The 17,651-nt window shown below is 73.8% G+C and carries 20 protein-coding genes; 5 read left to right on the top strand and 15 right to left on the bottom strand.

The features are described 5' to 3' along the window. Positions 1-16: 16 nt before the first annotated feature. The 4 genes from ACX9I7_RS29705 to ACX9I7_RS29720 all read right to left on the bottom strand — a co-directional run bounded on the left by ACX9I7_RS29705 (position 17) and on the right by ACX9I7_RS29720 (position 3,964). Positions 17-661 (bottom strand): transglycosylase SLT domain-containing protein, encoded by a 645-nt coding sequence (locus ACX9I7_RS29705; RefSeq protein WP_459389072.1) that lies wholly within the window; start codon positions 659-661, stop codon positions 17-19. A 60-nt stretch (positions 662-721) separates the two neighbouring features. Beyond that, on the bottom strand, positions 722-1,297 hold the full coding sequence (locus ACX9I7_RS29710) for a TerD family protein (RefSeq protein ID WP_189450015.1): 576 nt from the start codon (positions 1,295-1,297) through the stop codon (positions 722-724). 124 nt (positions 1,298-1,421) lie between these two features. Next, positions 1,422-3,296, bottom strand: coding sequence for a CASTOR/POLLUX-related putative ion channel (locus ACX9I7_RS29715; protein WP_459389073.1), 1,875 nt, complete (start codon positions 3,294-3,296; stop codon positions 1,422-1,424). A 74-nt stretch (positions 3,297-3,370) separates the two neighbouring features. Next, positions 3,371-3,964, bottom strand: a complete 594-nt coding sequence (locus ACX9I7_RS29720; protein ID WP_387569735.1) for a helix-turn-helix domain-containing protein — start codon at positions 3,962-3,964, stop codon at positions 3,371-3,373. An 87-nt stretch (positions 3,965-4,051) separates the two neighbouring features. Here ACX9I7_RS29720 and ACX9I7_RS29725 point away from each other — a divergent pair, with 87 nt between their 5' ends. The 3 genes from ACX9I7_RS29725 to ACX9I7_RS29735 all read left to right on the top strand — a co-directional run bounded on the left by ACX9I7_RS29725 (position 4,052) and on the right by ACX9I7_RS29735 (position 6,165). Beyond that, positions 4,052-4,720, top strand: a complete 669-nt coding sequence (locus ACX9I7_RS29725) for a class I SAM-dependent methyltransferase (RefSeq protein WP_459389074.1) — start codon at positions 4,052-4,054, stop codon at positions 4,718-4,720. 58 nt (positions 4,721-4,778) lie between these two features. Further along, entirely contained in the window at positions 4,779-5,801 is a 1,023-nt protein-coding gene (locus ACX9I7_RS29730) for an NAD-dependent epimerase/dehydratase family protein (protein ID WP_459389075.1), read from the top strand. A gap of 85 nt (positions 5,802-5,886) precedes the next feature. Continuing rightward, complete coding sequence (locus ACX9I7_RS29735) at positions 5,887-6,165, top strand: DUF1540 domain-containing protein (RefSeq protein WP_206279985.1); 279 nt, start codon at positions 5,887-5,889, stop codon at positions 6,163-6,165. A gap of 4 nt (positions 6,166-6,169) precedes the next feature. Here ACX9I7_RS29735 and ACX9I7_RS29740 read toward each other — a convergent pair whose 3' ends face one another. Continuing rightward, on the bottom strand, positions 6,170-6,685 hold the full coding sequence (locus ACX9I7_RS29740) for a hypothetical protein (RefSeq protein ID WP_459389076.1): 516 nt from the start codon (positions 6,683-6,685) through the stop codon (positions 6,170-6,172). Between the two features lie 203 nt (positions 6,686-6,888). Between ACX9I7_RS29740 and ACX9I7_RS29745 the strand changes: the two genes are divergently transcribed. Then, complete coding sequence (locus tag ACX9I7_RS29745; protein ID WP_459389077.1) at positions 6,889-7,803, top strand: DUF2127 domain-containing protein; 915 nt, start codon at positions 6,889-6,891, stop codon at positions 7,801-7,803. Position 7,804: 1 nt separating this feature from the next. On the opposite strand, the gene ACX9I7_RS29750 is transcribed toward ACX9I7_RS29745, so the two are convergent. The 8 genes from ACX9I7_RS29750 to ACX9I7_RS29785 form a co-directional block, all read right to left on the bottom strand. After that, positions 7,805-8,683, bottom strand: a complete 879-nt coding sequence (locus tag ACX9I7_RS29750) for an ABC transporter permease (RefSeq protein ID WP_387569747.1) — start codon at positions 8,681-8,683, stop codon at positions 7,805-7,807. Next, positions 8,643-9,539 carry an ABC transporter ATP-binding protein gene (locus ACX9I7_RS29755; protein ID WP_387569750.1) on the bottom strand — a complete coding sequence of 299 codons (897 nt, stop codon included), beginning with the start codon at positions 9,537-9,539 and terminating at the stop codon, positions 8,643-8,645. The genes ACX9I7_RS29750 and ACX9I7_RS29755 overlap by 41 nt, the downstream gene beginning before the upstream one ends. A 16-nt stretch (positions 9,540-9,555) precedes the next feature. Then, entirely contained in the window at positions 9,556-10,008 is a 453-nt protein-coding gene (locus ACX9I7_RS29760) for a MarR family winged helix-turn-helix transcriptional regulator (RefSeq protein ID WP_189450003.1), read from the bottom strand. A 37-nt stretch (positions 10,009-10,045) separates the two neighbouring features. After that, positions 10,046-11,419 carry an aspartate kinase gene (locus ACX9I7_RS29765; RefSeq protein ID WP_459389078.1) on the bottom strand — a complete coding sequence of 458 codons (1,374 nt, stop codon included), beginning with the start codon at positions 11,417-11,419 and terminating at the stop codon, positions 10,046-10,048. A 35-nt stretch (positions 11,420-11,454) separates the two neighbouring features. After that, positions 11,455-12,777: an aminotransferase class III-fold pyridoxal phosphate-dependent enzyme gene (locus ACX9I7_RS29770; RefSeq protein WP_387569756.1), complete on the bottom strand. Its 1,323-nt coding sequence runs from the start codon at positions 12,775-12,777 to the stop codon at positions 11,455-11,457. Further along, a complete protein-coding gene (locus tag ACX9I7_RS29775) occupies positions 12,774-12,992 on the bottom strand; it encodes a hypothetical protein (RefSeq protein ID WP_387569758.1) in 219 nt (72 codons plus the stop codon). Before ACX9I7_RS29775 ends, ACX9I7_RS29770 begins: the two co-directional genes overlap by 4 nt. 227 nt (positions 12,993-13,219) lie before the next feature. Then, positions 13,220-14,161 carry an FkbM family methyltransferase gene (locus ACX9I7_RS29780; protein ID WP_459389079.1) on the bottom strand — a complete coding sequence of 314 codons (942 nt, stop codon included), beginning with the start codon at positions 14,159-14,161 and terminating at the stop codon, positions 13,220-13,222. Positions 14,162-14,302: 141 nt separating this feature from the next. Next, positions 14,303-15,511, bottom strand: coding sequence for an MFS transporter (locus tag ACX9I7_RS29785; protein WP_459389080.1), 1,209 nt, complete (start codon positions 15,509-15,511; stop codon positions 14,303-14,305). A gap of 107 nt (positions 15,512-15,618) precedes the next feature. Here ACX9I7_RS29785 and ACX9I7_RS29790 point away from each other — a divergent pair, with 107 nt between their 5' ends. Further along, on the top strand, positions 15,619-16,938 hold the full coding sequence (locus tag ACX9I7_RS29790; RefSeq protein ID WP_459389081.1) for an aminotransferase class I/II-fold pyridoxal phosphate-dependent enzyme: 1,320 nt from the start codon (positions 15,619-15,621) through the stop codon (positions 16,936-16,938). A gap of 16 nt (positions 16,939-16,954) precedes the next feature. Here ACX9I7_RS29790 and ACX9I7_RS29795 read toward each other — a convergent pair whose 3' ends face one another. Next, positions 16,955-17,329: a DUF488 domain-containing protein gene (locus ACX9I7_RS29795; protein ID WP_387569769.1), complete on the bottom strand. Its 375-nt coding sequence runs from the start codon at positions 17,327-17,329 to the stop codon at positions 16,955-16,957. A 2-nt stretch (positions 17,330-17,331) separates the two neighbouring features. After that, a partial coding sequence (locus tag ACX9I7_RS29800) for a sirohydrochlorin chelatase (protein WP_459389082.1) occupies positions 17,332-17,651 on the bottom strand: 320 nt, incomplete at its 5' end.

Raw genomic sequence — 17,651 nt, forward strand, 5'->3', positions numbered from 1 at the left:
GCCCCCGGCGGAGGCCCTATCGCTTGACGGCCTGTCCGGCCTTCGCCCAGTTGGAGCGGAGCCGGTCCAGGTACGACTGGGCCTGGGGGCCGGGCTTCGCGCCCCGGGCGAACGCGCTCATGTTGCCCGCGCCGGCGTTGTAGCCCAGCGCCAGCAGCTCGTTCCTGGTGTAGGGGCCGGACGGCTGCCCCGGCAGCTGGGCGGCCAGGTCGTGGAGGTACCACGCCGCCGCTTCGACGGCCAGGCCGGGATCGTCGGGCAGTTCGTCCCACGACCGGTTCGCGAAGTCGCGGCCCTGTTTGGTGTCGTCGAAGGCCGCCTTGTGCATATTGGCGATGCCGAACGCCGAATCGGGCTTCATCCGTTGCCAGGCCCGTTCCAGCGCCGGGTCGTGCGGCTTGTACGACTCGTTGTAGAGGATCGCCATCAGCAGCTGGGCGTCGATCTTCGCCCGGCCCGCGTGCTTCACGACCTGGGGCGCGAAGCGCGCGGGGTCCTGGTTCGCGGACGGTGACGGCCCGCCCGGCGCGCCGGGGCTCGCCGAGGCGGGCGGCGGCGCGGCCCGGTCGCCCGTGCCGCCGCAGGCCGTGAGGGCCCCGGCCGCCGCCGCGGTCGCCACGACCGTCGCGGCGAGCCGCCTCAAGGGTCGCCGAGCTGCCATGCGCCGTCCGCCTCCTCACCCGCCCCGGGCATCACCCGCGCCGGGGATTCCCACTGACCGTCAGACGTTGACGCCGAAGTCCGAGGCGATGCCCGCCAGCCCGGAGGCGTAACCCTGGCCGATGGCCCGGAACTTCCACTCGGCGCCGTGCCGGTAGAGCTCGCCGAAGACCATCGCCGTCTCGGTGGAGGCGTCCTCGGTGAGGTCGTAGCGGGCGAGCTCACGGCCGTCGGCCTGGTTCACCACGCGGATGAACGCGTTGCGCACCTGCCCGAAGCTCTGGCCGCGCTGGTCGGCGTCGTAGATGGACACCGGGAAGACGATCCGGGCGACCCCGGGCGGTACCTGGCCCAGCGCGACCTGGATCTGCTCGTCGTCCCCGTCGCCGCCGCCGGTGAGGTTGTCCCCGGAGTGCACCACCGAGCCCTCGGGGCTGCGGAGGTTGTTGAAGAACACGAAGTGCTCGTCGGAGAGGACCTTCCCGGCCGTGTCGCACAGCAGGGCGGAGGCGTCGAGGTCGTAGTCGGCACCCGTGGTGGTGCGCACGTCCCAGCCCAGCCCGACCATGACGGCCGTCAGGCCCGGGGCCTCCTTGCTCAGTGAGACGTTGCCGCCCTTGGCCAGGGTCACGGCCATGTTCTTCCTCCGGAGTTCGCTGGACCGCGTGCTGTCATCGCGCGGTGTTGTCATTTCGCATAACGCCAGGCCAAAACCTATGGTTCCCGACTTGCGCAAGCAATGAAGTATTTTGTCACGCCTGTCACCCCTCCTCCGCGAGTACGACGATCTGGTCCCCTTCGCACAGGGTCAAGGGCTCGGTCCTGGACGGGTTGAGGCACACCCCGTACGAGGGCGCGGTGTCGCGGTCCCGGCCGAGGCGGTAGCCGATCGCGACCTCGCCCCGTCTGCGGGCGGCTTCGACGGCGGTCGCGAAGGTGGCCTCGGCGCCGGGCACCAGATAGTGGTCCGCCGGCTTGAGGTAGATCTCCGAGCCGGCCGGGTCGAGCAGGATGCGCAGCACCCGGTAGAGCCGCTGGTTCTCGGCCAGTTGCGTCAGCAGCAGGCAGATCAGCTTGTTGCTGACGATGAAGTCGTCGGCCTTGGTGACCTGGGCGACCTCGCGGTTGCTGTCGTTGTTCATCTCCGAGACGATCGAGTAGGGGTCGCCGAGGCCGACTTCGATGTCGCGGAGGTGGAGAAGGGTCACCAGCGTGTGGTTGTCGGCCCGTTCGGGGTCGACGGCCTCGTCCGAGAGGACGAGGATGTGCTGGTAGTCGCCCGGGGAGAGGGCCTCCAGCGACCGTCTGTTCGTCGGCTCGCAGGGCTTGTGCCCGAGGGCGAGGCGCTCCGGCGCCAGGTCGTCGAAGCCGGCCGGGCGGCCGGGGGAGGCCACGTCGAGGGTGGAGCCGGGCCGGGTGAACCGGTCCAGCAGTTCGATGATCTTCGTGGCCCGGGAGTTCCAGCCGATCAGCAGCGTGTGGTCGGGGGCCGGTGGCCGCCAGGCGCCCCTGGCGATCGCCTTCTCCACGATCGGCGGCGGTTCGTCCGCGAGCCGGATGAACTCGTCGTCCTCGGCGACGAGGATGACGCCGTCCTCCGCGCCGATGAGGGTGTCCATGGGCGGGTTCAGCAGGATCATGCCCTCCGCCCGGGCCACGCCGATGGGCACGCCGAGGGAGTAGCGGTGGAGGGCGTCGCCGAAGGCCACCCCGGCGAGGGCCGGTTCCTCGACGATGTAGATCTCGTTGCCGTAGAAGCTCAGCAATTCGTTGCAGACCGTGGACAGGCCGGACTGCCGGTGCGACTGCACGGTCAGCCGCACGGCGAGGTCGTCCGCGTCGACCACCAGTCCGCTCGGCCCCGCCGCGAGCCGGGCGGCGGCGAGGTTGCCCGCGTCCTGCACGGCCGCGATCAGCGGCGGCCGTCCCCTGGTCCACGGCCGGTTGTTGAGGACCAGCAGCATCTTGATGACCTTGGTGTCGCTGTCCCGGCAGAACGACGGCAGCGCGATGACGGCCTTCGCCGTGTCCGGGCTCACCAGCTCCAGGTCCGCCTGCTTCAGCGGATTGCCCGACCGGCAGATCACCTGTGTCCGGCGGGTCTCGGGGACCCGCAGCCGGATCTGCTCCTCCATGGCCACCTTGTCGTGGTCCGCCAGGATGGCCACACAGGAGCGCCGCTCGCTCTGATTGGCCTCGACCAGCTCGGCGACGACCGTGAAGATCTGCTCCGACCAGCCCAGGACGACGGTGTGGCCGCTCTCGATGATCTGCGAGTGCCCCTTGCGCAACTGCTGGATCCGGTTGTTCAGCCCCGTGGTGAGCACACCGATGAGGGTGCTGACGATGAAGATGCCCCCGACGGTCACCATCAGCATCAGCGCCAGGAACACCCAGCCGCCGTGGTCCCCGCCCATGGTGCCGGGGTCCAGGGTGCGCAGCATGCTCATCCACGCCACGCCCGCCCAGCCGCCGTTGGCCTCGGTGTCCTCGTCGGTGAGGGTCACCACCAGCACGGTCGTGACGGCGATCAGCACCACCGACGTCAGCGCCAGCCAGCCGATGAGGGCCGGTGTGCCACGGTCCATGGTGCTGTCGAACCAGTACCGCAGCCGGTCCCGCCACTTCACCCGCACCACTCCCACCGTCCGCCGCCGACGGGGGTGGTTCTACCCCCCTCGGGGCGCCGGTAGCCCGCCCCGCGCGCCCGTCACGCGCCGCCGGGCCGGGCCCGTACGTGCATCCGCTCGCCCTGCGGGCCGAAGAGGCTGAGGAACTCCACCGGCTCCTCACCGGCGTTGGCGAAGCCGTGGGGGACGCGCGTGTCGAACTCGGCGGCCTCTCCGGCGGTGAGGACGAGATCGTGCTCGCCGAGCGCCAGCCACAGCCGCCCCGACAGCACGTAGAGCCACTCGTAGCCCTCGTGGGTCTTCTGCTCGGGCCGGACGTCCTTCGTCGCCTTGGCCGGGACGATGTGCTTGAAGGCGCGCAGACCGCCGCCGAGGTCGCGGGTCAGCGGGATGAAGGTCTTCCCGTTCCGGGTGAACGGGCGGGAGTGGACGCGCGGGTCGCCGGTGGGCGGCGCGCCGACCAGCTCGTCCAGCTGGACGCCGTATGCCTTGGCCAGCGGCAGCAGCAGTTCGAGGGTCGGCTTGCGCTGCCCGGCCTCCAGCCGGGAGAGGGTGCTGAGCGAGATCCCGGTGGTCTCGCTCAGCCGCGCCAGGGTGACCCCGCGCTCGTGGCGCAGCGCCCGCAGCCGGGGGCCGACAGCGCTGAGCACCTGGGGAATGTCGTCGTCGGTCATCCCCCTATTTGCCGATCCGGCAAGAATTTTTGTCAAGCGGGCGGGGTCCGGGCGAGGCTCACGGTGAACCGAGAGGGAGGACCCCTGATGAGCATCAGCGAGCACCGGCACGACCACCGCGCCGAGGACGTCGCCACCGACGTCGCGGAGTACTGGGAGCGGCGCTACCGGGAGCGCGCACGCGTGTGGAGCGGCCGGGCGAACCCCGTCCTCGTCGACGTCGTCGCGCCGCTGCCGGCCGGTACCGCCCTCGACCTGGGCTGCGGCGAGGGCGCCGACGCGGTCTGGCTGGCCCGGCGCGGCTGGCGGGTGACCGCCGCCGACGTGGCCGCCACCGCCCTGGAGCGGGCCGCGGGCCACGCCGCCGAGGCGGGCGTCGCGGACCGGATCGACTTCCAGCGGCACGACCTGGCCCGCACCCTCCCCGACGGCCCCTTCGACCTGGTCTCCGCCCAGTTCTTCCAGTCGAACGTGGAACTGCCCCGCGAACGGATCCTGCGCGCGGTCGCGGAGGAGGTCGCGCCCGGCGGCCTCCTGCTCGTCGTCACCCATGCCACCGTCCCCCCGTGGTCCTGGCACCCCCACGAGGACGCCGCCGTCCCCACCCCGCGGGAGGAACTCGCCGCGCTGGGCCTCGCGCTCGACGAGTGGCACACCGAGCGCCTGGACACCCCCGCCCGCCAGGTCACCGGCCCCGACGGACGGACGGCCACCGTCACCGACAACGTCATCGCCCTCCGGCGCCGCGCGCGGTGAACACCCGCGCCCGCCCGGCGGTTTCCGCCCGGGACCCCGCCGGGTAGGGTCGACGGCCATGGACCACGCCATGGACATGAGCGTTCTCGTGCTCGGCGGCACGTCGTTCGTGGGCCGCGCGATCGTGGAGGACGCCCTGCGCGCCGGCGCGCGGGTGACCCTGTTCAGCCGGGGCAGGACGGGCACCGACCTGTTCCCCGGGCTGACCCGGCTCATCGGCGACCGCGACACCGGCGACTACGCCGCGCTGCGCGACGGCCGTTGGGACGCGGTGGTGGACGTCAGCGGCTTCGTCCCCCGCCACGTCGGCCAGGCCATGGACGCGCTGGGCGACCGCGTCGGCCGGTACCTGTTCATCTCCAGCCACGCCGTCTACGACAACACGGGCCTGCGGCCCGGCTCCGACGAGGACATCCCGCGCCGCCCGCCCGTGCGCGACACCGAGGTGCTCGACGACTCCACGTACGGGCCGTGCAAGGTCGCCTGCGAGGACGACGTCCTGGCCCGGTACGGCACCCGGGCCACGATCGTCCGGCCGGGCAAGGTCGCGGGCCCCCACGACCCGTCGGACACCTTTACCTACTGGGTGCGGCGGGCCGCCCTCGGCGGCCGCGTCGCCCTGCCCACCGACCCCGCCCAGCCGGTCCAGATCGTCGACTCGCGCGACCTGGCCCGCCTCGTCGGCCGGCTGCTCGCCGACGACCGCCCCGGTGCGTTCCACGCCGTGGGCCCCGCCGAACCCACCACGCTCGGCGGGCTCATCCGCACCTGCGCCCGCGTGGCCGGGACACGGGTCGAGATCGTCCCGGTGACGGTGGCCCCCGAAGAGCTGCCACCGCTCTTCCCCCTGCTGCGCCCGGACCGGCCCTCCCAGCAGCGCAGCCCGGCCCGCGCCCGCGCGGCGGGCCTGCCCGCGACCCCGCTGGAGGTGACGGCAGCCGACGTCCTCGCCTGGGACCGCGCCCGCGGTCTGCCCCCGCTCCGGCGCGGATTCAGCCCCGAACAGGAGAGGGAACTGCTGGCGCGACAGGGCCGCCGACCGGACCGCCGACCGGACCGCCCGGCCCCGGCTTCCGGGTGAACGGACGGGACGGGCGGTGTCACGACCTCATACCCGAGGAAGGCATCAGGCGCGAACCCCCAGGAACGAGGAGAGCGCTGTGGAGATGCCCCAGGTGGCCGTGTGCGAGGTCGCCGAGTGCGCGTACAACGAGGACAGCGCCTGCCATGCCCTGGCCATCACCGTGGGCGACGCGACCCGCGCGCGCTGCGACACGTTCTTCGTGCACCCGGTCAAGGGCGGCGACACCTCCGCCGTGGGGCGGGTGGGCGCCTGCCACATGGCCGGGTGCCTCCACAACGTCGGGCTCGAGTGCCAGGCGCCCGGCATCACGGTGGCCGCCCTCCAGGACGCGGCGGACTGCCTGACGTACACGGCCCGGTGACGGTTCAGCCGCCCGCGAGTTCCGCCGCCTCGTGGGCGTCGAGGAGCGGGCCGGTGAACTGCCGCAGCGTCCCCAGCCCCCGGTCGCGGACCAGCAGGTGGAGGGCCAGATGGGGCGCCACCGCCTCCATGAAGGCGGCGGGGGTGTTGGAGCGGACGACCGGGACCCGGTTGTAGCGGTGGGTGTCCTCCGCGCCGCGGTCCTCGTAGCCCCACCGGGCGGGCACGGCGCGCAGCAGCGTCTCGCCGATGTAGCGCACGGCACCGGTCGTGAAGTCCGCGTTGGACGCGGCGTCGATGGCGGCCCGGTCCGGGAAGCGCGACAGCAGCAGCGGCTCCAGCGCGTCCAGCGAATCCAGGCCGAAGTCGAAGGGGAAACCGGCCGGGAGATGGGCCCGGCGCCACTCCGACAGCGCGGTGTCCATGGTGGCCAGCCACTGGTCGAGGAACGCGCACGCGGGCCCGGTCATGGTCGCGCGGTCCTCGGCCGTGTACGCCTCGGTCCGGCCGGGATCGTTCAAGGTCTCTCCGCCTCCGTCGTCGCCGGGACCGTCCGCCCGGGAAATCCGCCGCCGCTACGGTACAGGGACGCCTTCGGCGTTCTGACAGCACAAACGCTCATGTCGGTTCACTCGAACGGTAGATAGCCGGTGCCCGGTCGGCTCGCCCACGGTTTGCCCACCCATGGGCGTAGCACCGCCGGACCCGGGCATACTCCACGACCGTGACGGAAAAGCCCGCCCTCGTACCCGCTCCCGGCGCGCACCCCCACCCCGGGCCGCGCCGACGCCGCCGCGCCCCCGTCTACGAGCTGATCGACTGCGCCCTCCACGGGCACCGCCTCGTCGGCACCGACGCCGCCGCCGTGCGCCACGAGGACGCGCTCGTCGTCCGCGAGACGGCCGACGGGGCGCGCTGGCACCGCTGCCTCCGCTGTGACGCGTGGCTGCCGCTGCCCGCGCCCGCCTCGCCGGAGCGGGAGTTCCCGCCCGCCCGGGTGGAGATCGCGCTCCCGCTGCGGGGCAGGCCGCTGCGGGACCGGTACGTCCTGCGGCTGATCGCCGTCGACCGGATGGTGCACTTCGTCGTTCTGGCCGTGCTCGCCGCCGCCGTCTTCGTGTTCGCCCATGAGCGCGGCCGGCTCCAGAAGCCGTTCTACCGGATCGTCGACGCCATCCAGAACGGCGTCGGAGGGCCGAGCGGGATGGCGAACCACGGGCTGCTCAAGGACCTCGACAGGGCCTTCGCCGCGCACGCCGCCACGCTCTGGCTCGTCGGCCTGGTCCTGGCGGCGTACGCGGTCCTCGAAGGGGTCGAGGCCGTGGGGCTCTGGTACGCGAAGCGGTGGGCGGAGTACCTGACCTTCGTGGCGACGTCGGTGCTGCTGGTGCCGGAGGTGTACGAGCTCACCGGGCGGATCAGCGCCACCAAGGTCCTGACGCTGGTCATCAACCTGGCCGTCGTGCTGTATCTGCTCTTCGCCAAGCGGCTGTTCGGCATCCGGGGCGGCGGGAGGGCCGAGGCCGCCGAGCGCGCCCACGACACCGGATGGGGCGCGCTGGAACGCGTCTTCACCGGGCACGCCCACCCGCCCGCCGCACCCGGCACGCCCGGTACGTCCGGCGGCGGCCGCCCGTAGCTCAGCGGGCCAGCCGGCCCAGCAGGGAGGCCGCCGCGGCGATGCCCAGGAGCGTGGCGAGGGCGAGGACGGCGAAGTCGGCGAGGAGGTGGGCGTGGGTGCCGATGAGCAGCCCGCGCAGGGCGTCCACCTGGTAGCTGAGCGGGTTCACGGCGCTGAACACCCGCAGCCAGCCGGGCATCACGTCCACCGGGTAGAGGGCGTTGGAGCCGAAGAACAGCGGCATGGTGATGGCCTGGCCGATGCCCATGAGACGGTCGCGGGTGAGCACGATCCCGGCGATCGCCATCGACAGGCAGGCGAAGAAGGCCGAGCCGAGGAGGACGATCACGACAACGCCCAGCAGCCGCAGCGGGTTCCAGGTGAGCGCGACGCCCAGCACCGCGGCGATGGCGATCACGACCACGGCCTGGATCACCGCCTTCACCCCGGACGCGAAGGCCTTGCCCGTCACCAGAGCGGCCCTGGGGGTGGGGGTGACCAGGAGCTTGGTGAGAACGCCGGAGTCCCGCTCCCAGATGATCATGATGCCGTAGAAGATGGCGATGAACATCGCCGACTGGGCGATGATCCCCGGGGCGAGGTAGTCGATGTACGGGACGTTTCCCGTGGGGATGACGTGCATCCGGGTGAAGGTCTCGCCGAAGACCAGCAGCCAGAGCGCCGGCTGGACGGCCCGGGTGTAGAGCTCGGTGCGGTCGTGCCGCAGCTTCTGCAGCTCGACCACGCACATCGCGGCCACCCGGGCCGGGACGACCCGCAGCCCGCCGCGGGCGCGCGGCGGGGCCAGCAGCAGCGCGAACCGCTGGTCGGGGGCGACGGGCCCGTCCGGCACGGCGTCAGCCGACGCGGGACGCGGTGTGGCGGGTACGGCGGACATCGCTGAACTCCCCTCGCTGCTCGTCGGGGCCGGGGTCGCCCAGGCCGCTGCCCGCGAAGTGCCGGAAGACGTCCTCCAGGGAGGGCGGCCGCGGATCCGCGTCGCCGGACTCCCGGCGGTGGGCGATCAGTTCGGCCTTGAGCTCCTCGGGCGTGCCCAGGGCCCGGACGCGCCCCCGGTGCATCAGCGCCAGCCGGTCGCAGCGCTGGTCGGCCTCCTCCATGGAGTGGGTGGTCACCAGCACGGTCATGCCCGTGCCCGCGCGGATGTCGGAGATACGCTCCCAGACGCTGTCGCGCGCGATCGGGTCCATGCCGATGGTCGGCTCGTCCAGGATCAGCAGGCGCGGGGCGCTCACCAGGGCCTGGGCGAGCTCGAGACGACGGACCATGCCGCCCGAGTACGTTCCGGCGGACCGCCGCGCGGCATCCGTCAGGCCGACCGCGTCCAGCGCCTGCGCGACGCGCGCGGCGCGTTCACGGCGGGGGACGTCGAAGACCCGGGCGAAGAGGGCCACGTTCTCGTGGCCGGTGAGGCCGGCGTCGGCGGACAACTGCTGGGGCACGTAGCCGAGCAGCCGCCGGACGGCCATCTTCTGCCGGGCCGCGTCGTGTCCGAAGACCTCGACGACGCCCGGCGGGACGGGCAGCAGCGTGGTGATCGCGCGGATCGTGGTCGTCTTGCCCGCGCCGTTGGGGCCCAGGAGGCCGAACACCTCGCCCTGCTCCACCCGCAGGTCCAAGCCGTCCACGGCCTTGGTGGCGCCGAACGCGTAGTGGAGGTCGACACAGCTGAGCGCCGCGCCGTCGGCGCTCAGCCCGGCGGCCCCGACGTGGTGGGGGAGGGACGTGGTCATGGCACCTCCGTGATGGTCAGACGGGCTCCGCCGCCCGCATCGACGCGGCCAGCCTGCGCAGCGCCGGCAGCGCCGCGGCAAGGGCCGCCCGGTCCTCGTCCGTGAGCTCCCGGACGTGGTCCCGGAAGAGCGCGGCACGCCGCGCGTCCCAGTCCCGAAGCCGTTCCCCGCACGACGGCGTCGGGAAGAGCAGCACGGCGCGCCCGTCCCCGGGGTCGGCCTCCCGGCGCAGCAGGCCGGCCGACATCAATTGATTGACGAGGGTGCTGACGGTGTTGGCGGCCAGGCACAGCTCGCGGGCGGCGGCCGAGACGCCGATGCCGGGGCGGGCCGTGACCAGCCGCATCAGTTCGACCTGGGCGCCACGGGGCCGTGGTACCGGAAGGCCGTGCCACAGCCTCCGGCGGGCCATCCGCTGGATACCGGACAGAACCCCGGCGAGCTCGTCGGGAAGACTCCCTGCGGCCATACCATCATTTTAGCTCTGTGTAAGAGCCAGTGGCGAGCTACCGGCAGACGCCCGCACGCGCCGGTTCGGCCCCCGCGTCCGCCGGCGCCGCCCGGCCGGACGGCACGAGGCGCTTGGCCGGTTCGGCGTCCGCGCCGAGACCGAAGGACCGGTGCAGCGCGCGCAGCGCGCCCGGGAGCCGGTCCGCGGGACAGAGCACCGAGATCCGGGTCTCCGTCGCCGTGATGGACTCGAACCGCACGTCCGCCCGGGCCAGCGTCTCGCAGAACGCCGCGATCGCGCCCGTGCCCGTCCGGACGCCGGAGCCGATGAGCGAGACCCGGCCGATGTCGTCGCGGCTGGTCACATGCGTATGGCCGATCTCGGCACGGTGTTCGCACAGCGCCGCGAGCACGGTGGGCACGTCGCTCTTCGGGAGGACGAACCTGATGTCACCGGCTCGTTCGCCCGCCCCTTCGCCGGGCTCTTCCCCGGGTTCGCGCGGCGCCGACTGGACGACCGTGTCGATCTCCGCACCGGCGTCCGCCACCACCCGGAACACCGCGGACACGGCCCCCGGCCGGGCCGGGACGGCGGTCACGGTGATCTCGGCCGTGGACAGGTCGTGCGCGACGCCCACGAACGGCGCCCGCTCCGGACAGGCGGCGTGTTCCGCGCACGCCCCGCGCTCCGGTTCGTCCGCGCACGCCGTCACCACGGTGCCGGGGCAGCCGCCCTCGGCGGCGCGGACGCGCACGGTCACCCGGTGCCGGCGCGCGTACTCCACGCTGCGCGGGGCCAGCACCTTGGCGCCGCTCGCGGCCAGCTCGAGCATCGTGTCGTAGTCCAGCCGGGACAGCGGCCTGGCCTGCGGCACCAGATGGGGGTCGGCGGTGTGGACGCCGTCCACGTCGGTGTAGATCTCGCAGACGTCCGCCTTGAGCGCGGCGGCCAGCGCGATGGCCGTGGTGTCGGAACCGCCGCGCCCCAGCGTGGTGTCCTCGCCGGTTTCCCGGCTGACGCCCTGGAACCCCGCGACCAGCACGACCAGCCCGCGGTCCAGCGCCTGCCGGACCCGGGTGGGCTCGACACCGATGATCCGGGCCCGGCCGTGCACCGAGCTGGTGATCACACCCGCCTGCTGGCCCGAGAAGGAGCAGGCCGGCACCCCCAGCGTCTGGACCGCCATGGCCATCAGCGCGTTGGAGATGCGCTCACCGGCGCTCAGCAGCATGTCCAGCTCGCGGCGGGAGGGGACGGGGGCCATCTCCCGCGCCAGCCCGAGGAGACGGTCGGTGGTGTCGCCCATGGCGGAGACCACCACGACGACGTCGTGGCCCTCGTCGTGTGTGGCGACGATGCGTTCCGCGACGCGCCGGACCCGCTCGGTGCTCCCCACCGAGGAGCCGCCGTATTTCTGGACGATGAGCATCGTTCGGGCCTTCCACTGCTTTGAGGAGCCACTGCTTAAGGAGTACGTGCGGCGTGGGCGGTGATCGCGTCGACGAGGATCGAGCAGGCGGTGTCGACGACCTCGGCCGTCACATTGAGCGGCGGCAGGATCCGTACGACGCAGTCGTCCCGGCCGCCGAGCTCCACGATCAGACCGTGGCGCAGCGCGTGGGCCTGCGCGGCCGAAGCGGCCCCGGTCGCGGGCCGGCCGGTCACGGGATCGGCGAGCTCGACGCCCCACATCAGGCCCCGGCCCCGCACCTCGCGGACCCCCGGGCGGCCGGTCAGCGGCGCCAGCCGGCCGGCGATCTGCTCGCCGCGCCGCCGGACGTTGCCCAGCACGTCGTCGCGCCGGATCACCCGGATCGCCTCCACCCCGGCGGCGAACGCCAGCTGGTTGCCCCGGAAGGTGCCGATGTGCGCACCGGCCTCCCAGGTGTCCAGCGCGGCGTCGTAGAGGATGACGGCGACCGGCATGCCGATGCCGCTCAGGGCCTTGGACGCCACGACGACGTCCGGCTCGATGCCGTACTGCTCGAACGCGAACCAGGTGCCGGTGCGCCCGCAGCCCGTCTGCACCTCGTCGACCACCAGGGGCACGCCGAGGTCGCGGGTCAGCTCCCGCACCCGCCGGACGAATTCGGGGCGGGCCGGGACCACGCCGCCCTCGCCCTGCACCAGCTCCAGCAGGACGGCGGCGGGCGGCGGGATGCCGCCGAGGCTGTCGGTGAGCGCCTGTTCCAGGGGCTCGGCGCGGTTGTACGGGAAGAAATGGACGCCCGGCATGGTGTTGGGCACGTTCCGCTTGGCGGAGACCAGTCCGCTGAGCGCCATGGCGGCGTGGGTGCTGCCGTGGAAGCCGCCCCGGAAGGAGACGACGTCCCCGCGGCCGGTCGCGGTCTTGCACAGCTTGACGGCGGCCTCCACCGCGTTGGCGCCGGTCGGCCCACAGAAGTGGATCTTCATCTTCTCGCGCAGCTCCGGGCGGAGCATGGACAGCTGGGCCTCGGTGAAGGCGTCCTTGGCGGGGGTGGGGAAGTCCAGGCCGTGGGCGAGCAGCCCCAGCTGCCGGGTCACGCTCGCGACGACCTCGGGGTGGTTGTGGCCCAGGGAGAGCACCCCGGCGCCGGCGAGGAAGTCGATGAAGACATTGCCGTCGACGTCGCGGACGAAGCTCCCGGAGCCCTCCGCCAGGGCGATGGGCAGATGCCTCGGATACGTCCGGGCGTTCGACTCCCGGAGCTCCTGACGGGCCAGCAGCTCGGCGGAGAGCGGGCCGGGCAGCTCGCCGTCGACGTGCGGGGCGGTCAGCGGGCGGGCGGCGACGAGCGCGGTCATGACGCGCCTCCTGCGATCGTTTCGGGCGGCAGCCCGCGCTGGAGTCCCTCGTCGAAGAGGTGGACACGGTGTGTGGACAGGGGCGTGCCGACGGTGACCGGGCGGCCGAGGGCGCCTCGCGCGTATGGGGGCTGTTCCGCCGGGGTCCGGGCGGCGGGCGGCGCGCCCGTGGCCCGGGTCCCGGCGGACCCCGCGGCCGTTGTCGACTCTGCCATGACCTCTCCCTGCGGGGCGGATCCGCAGCGTGTGTGCCTTGCCTGTCCATATGTACGGATGGGTGAGGGGCGCTGTTCATCCGATGGGCCCGGACGACGGCGGGTGGGGAACCTTCACGTCGAGCTTTTGACGTGTGGAATGTAGCGTTTTATCCCTCTCCTTCTTCCACGGTAGGTAACGTGACCGCGAAGGGGAAACGGAGGACCCGGGGCCTGGACAGGGGCGCCTAGGCGCGGCGGATGTAGAGCTCCACCGGGTTGAACCCGACCGGGTCGGGGACCCGGGGCGGGACGCGGCGGAAACCGGCCCGGGCCAGCGTGGAGCGGACGGCGATGCCGTCGATGTACTTGTCGTGGATCTCCATCACGATCCGCGCCACCCGTGCCATCCACGGCCGGGGCTCGGCGAAGATCCCGGCCTCGCTGCCCTCGACGTCGATCTTCAGCAGGTCGACGCGGTCGATGCCGTGCTTGTCCAGCAGGCGCTCCACGGTGACCGCCGGGACCGTGCGCGACGGCCGGGCCAGCACGTTCTCCAGCCGGTGGGGGCGGCTGCCGCGCAGCTCACGGACGGCGGGGACGGCGGTGCAGGTGTCCCAGAAGCCGCTCACCGCGAACTCCAGTTCCCCTTCCCGGCCGTCCACGGCCAGCGGTTCGACGATCCAGTCCAGGCCCGAGAGTTCGACGTTGCGCCGCAGCACCGCGAGGCTCTCCGCGATGGGCTCGACCGTCAGCAGCCTGCGCGGCCGGTAGCGGGCCGTCAGATAGGCGGCGGCCAGCCCGGTGTTGCCGCCGAGGTCCACCACCGTGTCGAGGGTGGTGAGGGGCTCGTCGAGCGCGTAGACGGCGTCGAGCTCGTAGAAGCGGCGCAGGAACACCTGCCACAGGATCAGCAGGTCGCTCTGGCCCCGCCGGACGACCACCGACGCGGGACGGTCGGGCGTCGCGAAGCGGAAGGCGAGTAACGCCTCGCTGTCGAGGGGCGTGCCGGCCGCGCCGGCGAAGCGCCGGGCCATCCAGTACGGCACCGTCACCCGCCCGGCGCCCCGCCCCCGCCGGAGGCCCACCGCCATGTCCCGCACACACCCGGCCGCCTCCCGCGCCAGCACCCGTGCCGTGCCCGTCCCCGCCGCCCGGTCGGCGTCCGACCGCAGATACGCGAGTCCCATCGCCCCTCCCCTTCAGCGCCCTTCGGGTGCGTCCCGAGGACCATCACGGTAGTGAAGGACCGGTGTCTTCCGGGCGGTTCGGGCGAGGGATGCCGTCGTAAGGAGTACGCGGCCCGCGCGGCGATGACCGGGCGGACCCGGTCAGCCCCGCGTCACCGGGACCGGCTCCGGCTGGGGGGCCGGATCGGTGAGGCGGGCGCGGACGAGGCGGTGCTGGGCGGCGCAGGTCGCGGCGATGAGGGTGCCGAAGGCCGTCCAGCCGAGGGGGCCCGTGGCGATGGCGGCCGTGACGGCCAGGGGGCCGACGGCGCGCTGGGTCGCCTGGGCGAGCCCGTGGACGCCCAGGTAGGCGCCCTGCGCGGTGTCGGGGGCCAGGGCGACGGACAACTCCCAGGACACGGTGGCGTGGAGCATCTCGGCGAGGGTGAAGCCGGTGGCCGCGAGGGTCAGGAAGATCGTGGCGGGCACGGCGCCGTGGATGGCGGAGGCCGCCATGGCGACGCCGGACGCGGCGAAGACGGCGGCGAGGGGCAGGAGCAGCGCCCGCGCCCTGGTGGTCGTGGCGCCGAAGCGGGCGAGGGGCACCTGGAGGGCCACGACCAGCACGCTGTTGAGCACCAGCAGCAGGGGGACGAGGCCGTGCGGGGCGTCGGTGGCGCGGATCGCCCACAGGGGCAGGCCCACCCGGAAGACGGCGTCGTCGAGGAAGAGCACCGTGTCGCTGACCACGTACGCGAGGTAGGAGCGGTCCCGCCAGGGGTTCGTGGGGCGCGCCGCCGGTACGGGACCGTCGGTGCCCGTGACGGTGCGGGCGGGCGCGGACGTCTCCGCGCAGCGCAGGATGATCAGGGCGGCGGCGACGAACGAGAGGGCGTCGCCGAGGAGCAGGCCCGTGTAGACGGTCGTCGTGCCGGCGGAGAGGGCCGCCGCCGCGCCGAGCCCGCCGACGGCCCAGCCGGCGTTGGCGACGGTGCGGTGGAGCGCCTGGTAGCGCACCCTCTCGGGCCCGGCGATGCGGGAGGCGTAGAGCTTGGTGAGCACGCTCGACGCCCGGTCGCCGAAGCCGCCTGCCGCCGAACAGACCAGCAGGAGCGGGTAGTCGTGGGTCAGGAGCAGGCCCACGGCGGCGGCCGTGCGCAGGATCTGGAGGGCGGCGAGGACGCGGACGACCGGCAGCCGGTCGGCCAGCAGCCCGCCGAGCGGCGCGCCCGCGATGCCGACGATCCCGGCGGCGGCGACCAGGGTGCCCACCCGGGCCACGCCGAGGTGGGCGACATAGGTGAAGTACAGGACCGAGGTGGCGGCCCACAGGCCGCTGCCGACCCGGTCGACGAGGGCGACCGCGAGCATGCGCCGCCCGTCCCGACCTCCGGGTATCCGTCCTGGTGTCCGTGCGCCGCGCATCGTTCCCCCGATTCCCTTGCCAACCAGTTATGTATCAATACATAATTGACGGTGTGGCAACACAATATGCGATCACTGGTACGACAGCCAAGGCCCTTTCCGCGTCCGTCGAACGGGCGGTGACCGAGGGGGCCCTGGAGCCCGGCGCCGCGCTGCCGCCGGTGCGCAGGCTCGCGGAGGACCTCGGGATCAGCCCCGGCACGGTCGCGACCGCCTACAAGGAACTGCGGCGGCGCGGGATCGTCGTCACGCGGGGGAGGGGCGGCACGGTCGTCGCGCCCGCCCCCGCCGTGGCCTCCCGGCGCCCGACCAAGGTGCCCGAAGGGCTGCGCGACCTGGCCGGCGGCCACCCCGACCCGGCCTTCCTCCCCGACCTCCTGCCGCCCGTCCGGCTCTCGCCCGGCGCCCGCTCCCACCGCTCCTCCCCCCGGCTGCCGGGCCTGGAGGAGGCCGTCCGCGCCTGGCTGGGGGCGGACGGAGTGCCGGTGGAGCACGTGACGTTCGCGCACGGCGCGCTGGACATGATCGGCCGGCTGCTGTCCGTCGAGCTCCGCCCGGGCGACGCCGTGGCCGTGGAGGACCCCGGCTACCACCACCTGCTCGACCTGGTCACGGCGCTCGGGCTGCGCACCGTCGCCGTCGCGGTCGACGACGAGGGCATGCGCCCCGAGGCGCTGCGGACCGCGCTGCGCGCGGGAGCGCGCGCCGTGGTGTGCAGCCCCAGGGCGCAGAACCCCTGGGGCGGCCGCTTCACCCCTGCCCGCCGGGACGCGCTGGTGGCGGTCCTGCGCGAGGCGCCCGACGTCCTCGTGATCGAGAACGACCACGCGGGGAGCGTCGCGGCGGCCCCCCTCCACCCCCTCACCGGCGGCGGCCTCGCGCGCTGGGCGCACGTCGCGACCGTCACCAAGTACCTGGGCACGGACCTGCGCTGGGCGGCCGCCGCCTGCGACGCGACGACCCTCGCCCGGCACGACGGGCGGATGCTGCTCACCTCCGGCTGGGTGAGCCACCTGCTCCAGGAGACGGTCCTCGGCCTGATGACGGACCCCGCCACCCGGGACCTGGTGGGCCGGGCCCGCGACGCCTACGAGGAACGGCGGCTGGCCCTGATCGGCGAGCTCGGCCGGCGCGGCATCACGGCCCACGGGGTGAGCGGCATGAACGTCTGGGTGCCCGTGCGGGACGAGTCCGCCGTCGTCAACGGCCTGCGGACGCACGGCTGGTGGGTCGCGGCCGGGGCGCGCTTCCGGATCGGCGGGGCGCCCGGGGTGCGGATCACCGCCGCCGGGCTGCCGCCCGCCGACGGGCGGCGGCTGGCCGCCGACTTCGCGGCGGTGCTGGGCGAGTCCCAGGCGACGTACGGGGGATGAGCGCCGCGGTGGGGGGTCAGCGCCGCTCGAGCTCCTCCTTGAGGACGGCGGCGGCGCTGATGTCCTGGTCGCGGGTGGCCGTCAGCAGGGTGAGCGGCCGTTCCCCGGCCACCTCGCGCAGATGCCCGAGGGCGTTCTCGTGCGTCGCGTCGCCGTGCAGCTCGGCCCGGTAGCGGCGGCCGAACTCGGCGAACTTCCCCGGGTCGTGGCCGTACCAGGTGCGCAGCCCCGTCGAGGGGGCGACATCCTTGCACCACTCGTCGAGGGCGGCCGCCTCCTTGCTGAGGCCGCGCGGCCAGATCCGGTCGACCAGCACCCTGCTGCCGTCGGCCGTCGCGGGCTCCTCGTAGACCCTGCGCACCCGGATGTCCCGGGCCTTCCTCGCCGTCACGGTCACCTCCCGGTCCGGCTGCGGCTTCCATGGTCCGCCGCGCCGGCCGGCCGCGCACCCGGAACCGGCCGTGCCGTGACGGCCGCCGCCTCGTCGTAGCGGCGCAGGACCAGGCGGGCGACGGCCGGGTGCGCGCCGAGCGGCGCGGCCACGGCGTCGGCCCCGCGGCCGGACCCGGCCCGCCGGGCGAAGTCGCCCGGCGCCAGCAGGTACGGGGCCACCGCCACCGGCCCGGGGAGGCCGCGCCGCCGCAGCGCGGCGACGGCCTCGGCGGGCGGGATGCCGAAGGTCTTCGGCAAGGTCGACCCCAAGACCGGTGTCC

Source organism: Streptomyces sp. L500 (genome assembly GCF_054551825.1).

Bases quoted from the DNA above. Each gene is read 5' to 3' on its own strand.
- ACX9I7_RS29705 (WP_459389072.1), bottom strand. From the start codon at position 661: ATGGCAGCTCGGCGACCCTTGAGGCGGCTCGCCGCGACGGTCGTGGCG.
- ACX9I7_RS29710 (WP_189450015.1), bottom strand. From the start codon at position 1,297: ATGGCCGTGACCCTGGCCAAGGGCGGCAACGTCTCACTGAGCAAGGAG.
- ACX9I7_RS29720 (WP_387569735.1), bottom strand. From the start codon at position 3,964: ATGACCGACGACGACATTCCCCAGGTGCTCAGCGCTGTCGGCCCCCGG.
- ACX9I7_RS29725 (WP_459389074.1), top strand. From the start codon at position 4,052: ATGAGCATCAGCGAGCACCGGCACGACCACCGCGCCGAGGACGTCGCC.
- ACX9I7_RS29730 (WP_459389075.1), top strand. From the start codon at position 4,779: ATGGACCACGCCATGGACATGAGCGTTCTCGTGCTCGGCGGCACGTCG.
- ACX9I7_RS29735 (WP_206279985.1), top strand. From the start codon at position 5,887: ATGCCCCAGGTGGCCGTGTGCGAGGTCGCCGAGTGCGCGTACAACGAG.
- ACX9I7_RS29750 (WP_387569747.1), bottom strand. From the start codon at position 8,683: ATGTCCGCCGTACCCGCCACACCGCGTCCCGCGTCGGCTGACGCCGTG.
- ACX9I7_RS29755 (WP_387569750.1), bottom strand. From the start codon at position 9,539: ATGACCACGTCCCTCCCCCACCACGTCGGGGCCGCCGGGCTGAGCGCC.
- ACX9I7_RS29760 (WP_189450003.1), bottom strand. From the start codon at position 10,008: ATGGCCGCAGGGAGTCTTCCCGACGAGCTCGCCGGGGTTCTGTCCGGT.
- ACX9I7_RS29765 (WP_459389078.1), bottom strand. From the start codon at position 11,419: ATGCTCATCGTCCAGAAATACGGCGGCTCCTCGGTGGGGAGCACCGAG.
- ACX9I7_RS29770 (WP_387569756.1), bottom strand. From the start codon at position 12,777: ATGACCGCGCTCGTCGCCGCCCGCCCGCTGACCGCCCCGCACGTCGAC.
- ACX9I7_RS29775 (WP_387569758.1), bottom strand. From the start codon at position 12,992: ATGGCAGAGTCGACAACGGCCGCGGGGTCCGCCGGGACCCGGGCCACG.
- ACX9I7_RS29780 (WP_459389079.1), bottom strand. From the start codon at position 14,161: ATGGGACTCGCGTATCTGCGGTCGGACGCCGACCGGGCGGCGGGGACG.
- ACX9I7_RS29785 (WP_459389080.1), bottom strand. From the start codon at position 15,511: ATGCTCGCGGTCGCCCTCGTCGACCGGGTCGGCAGCGGCCTGTGGGCC.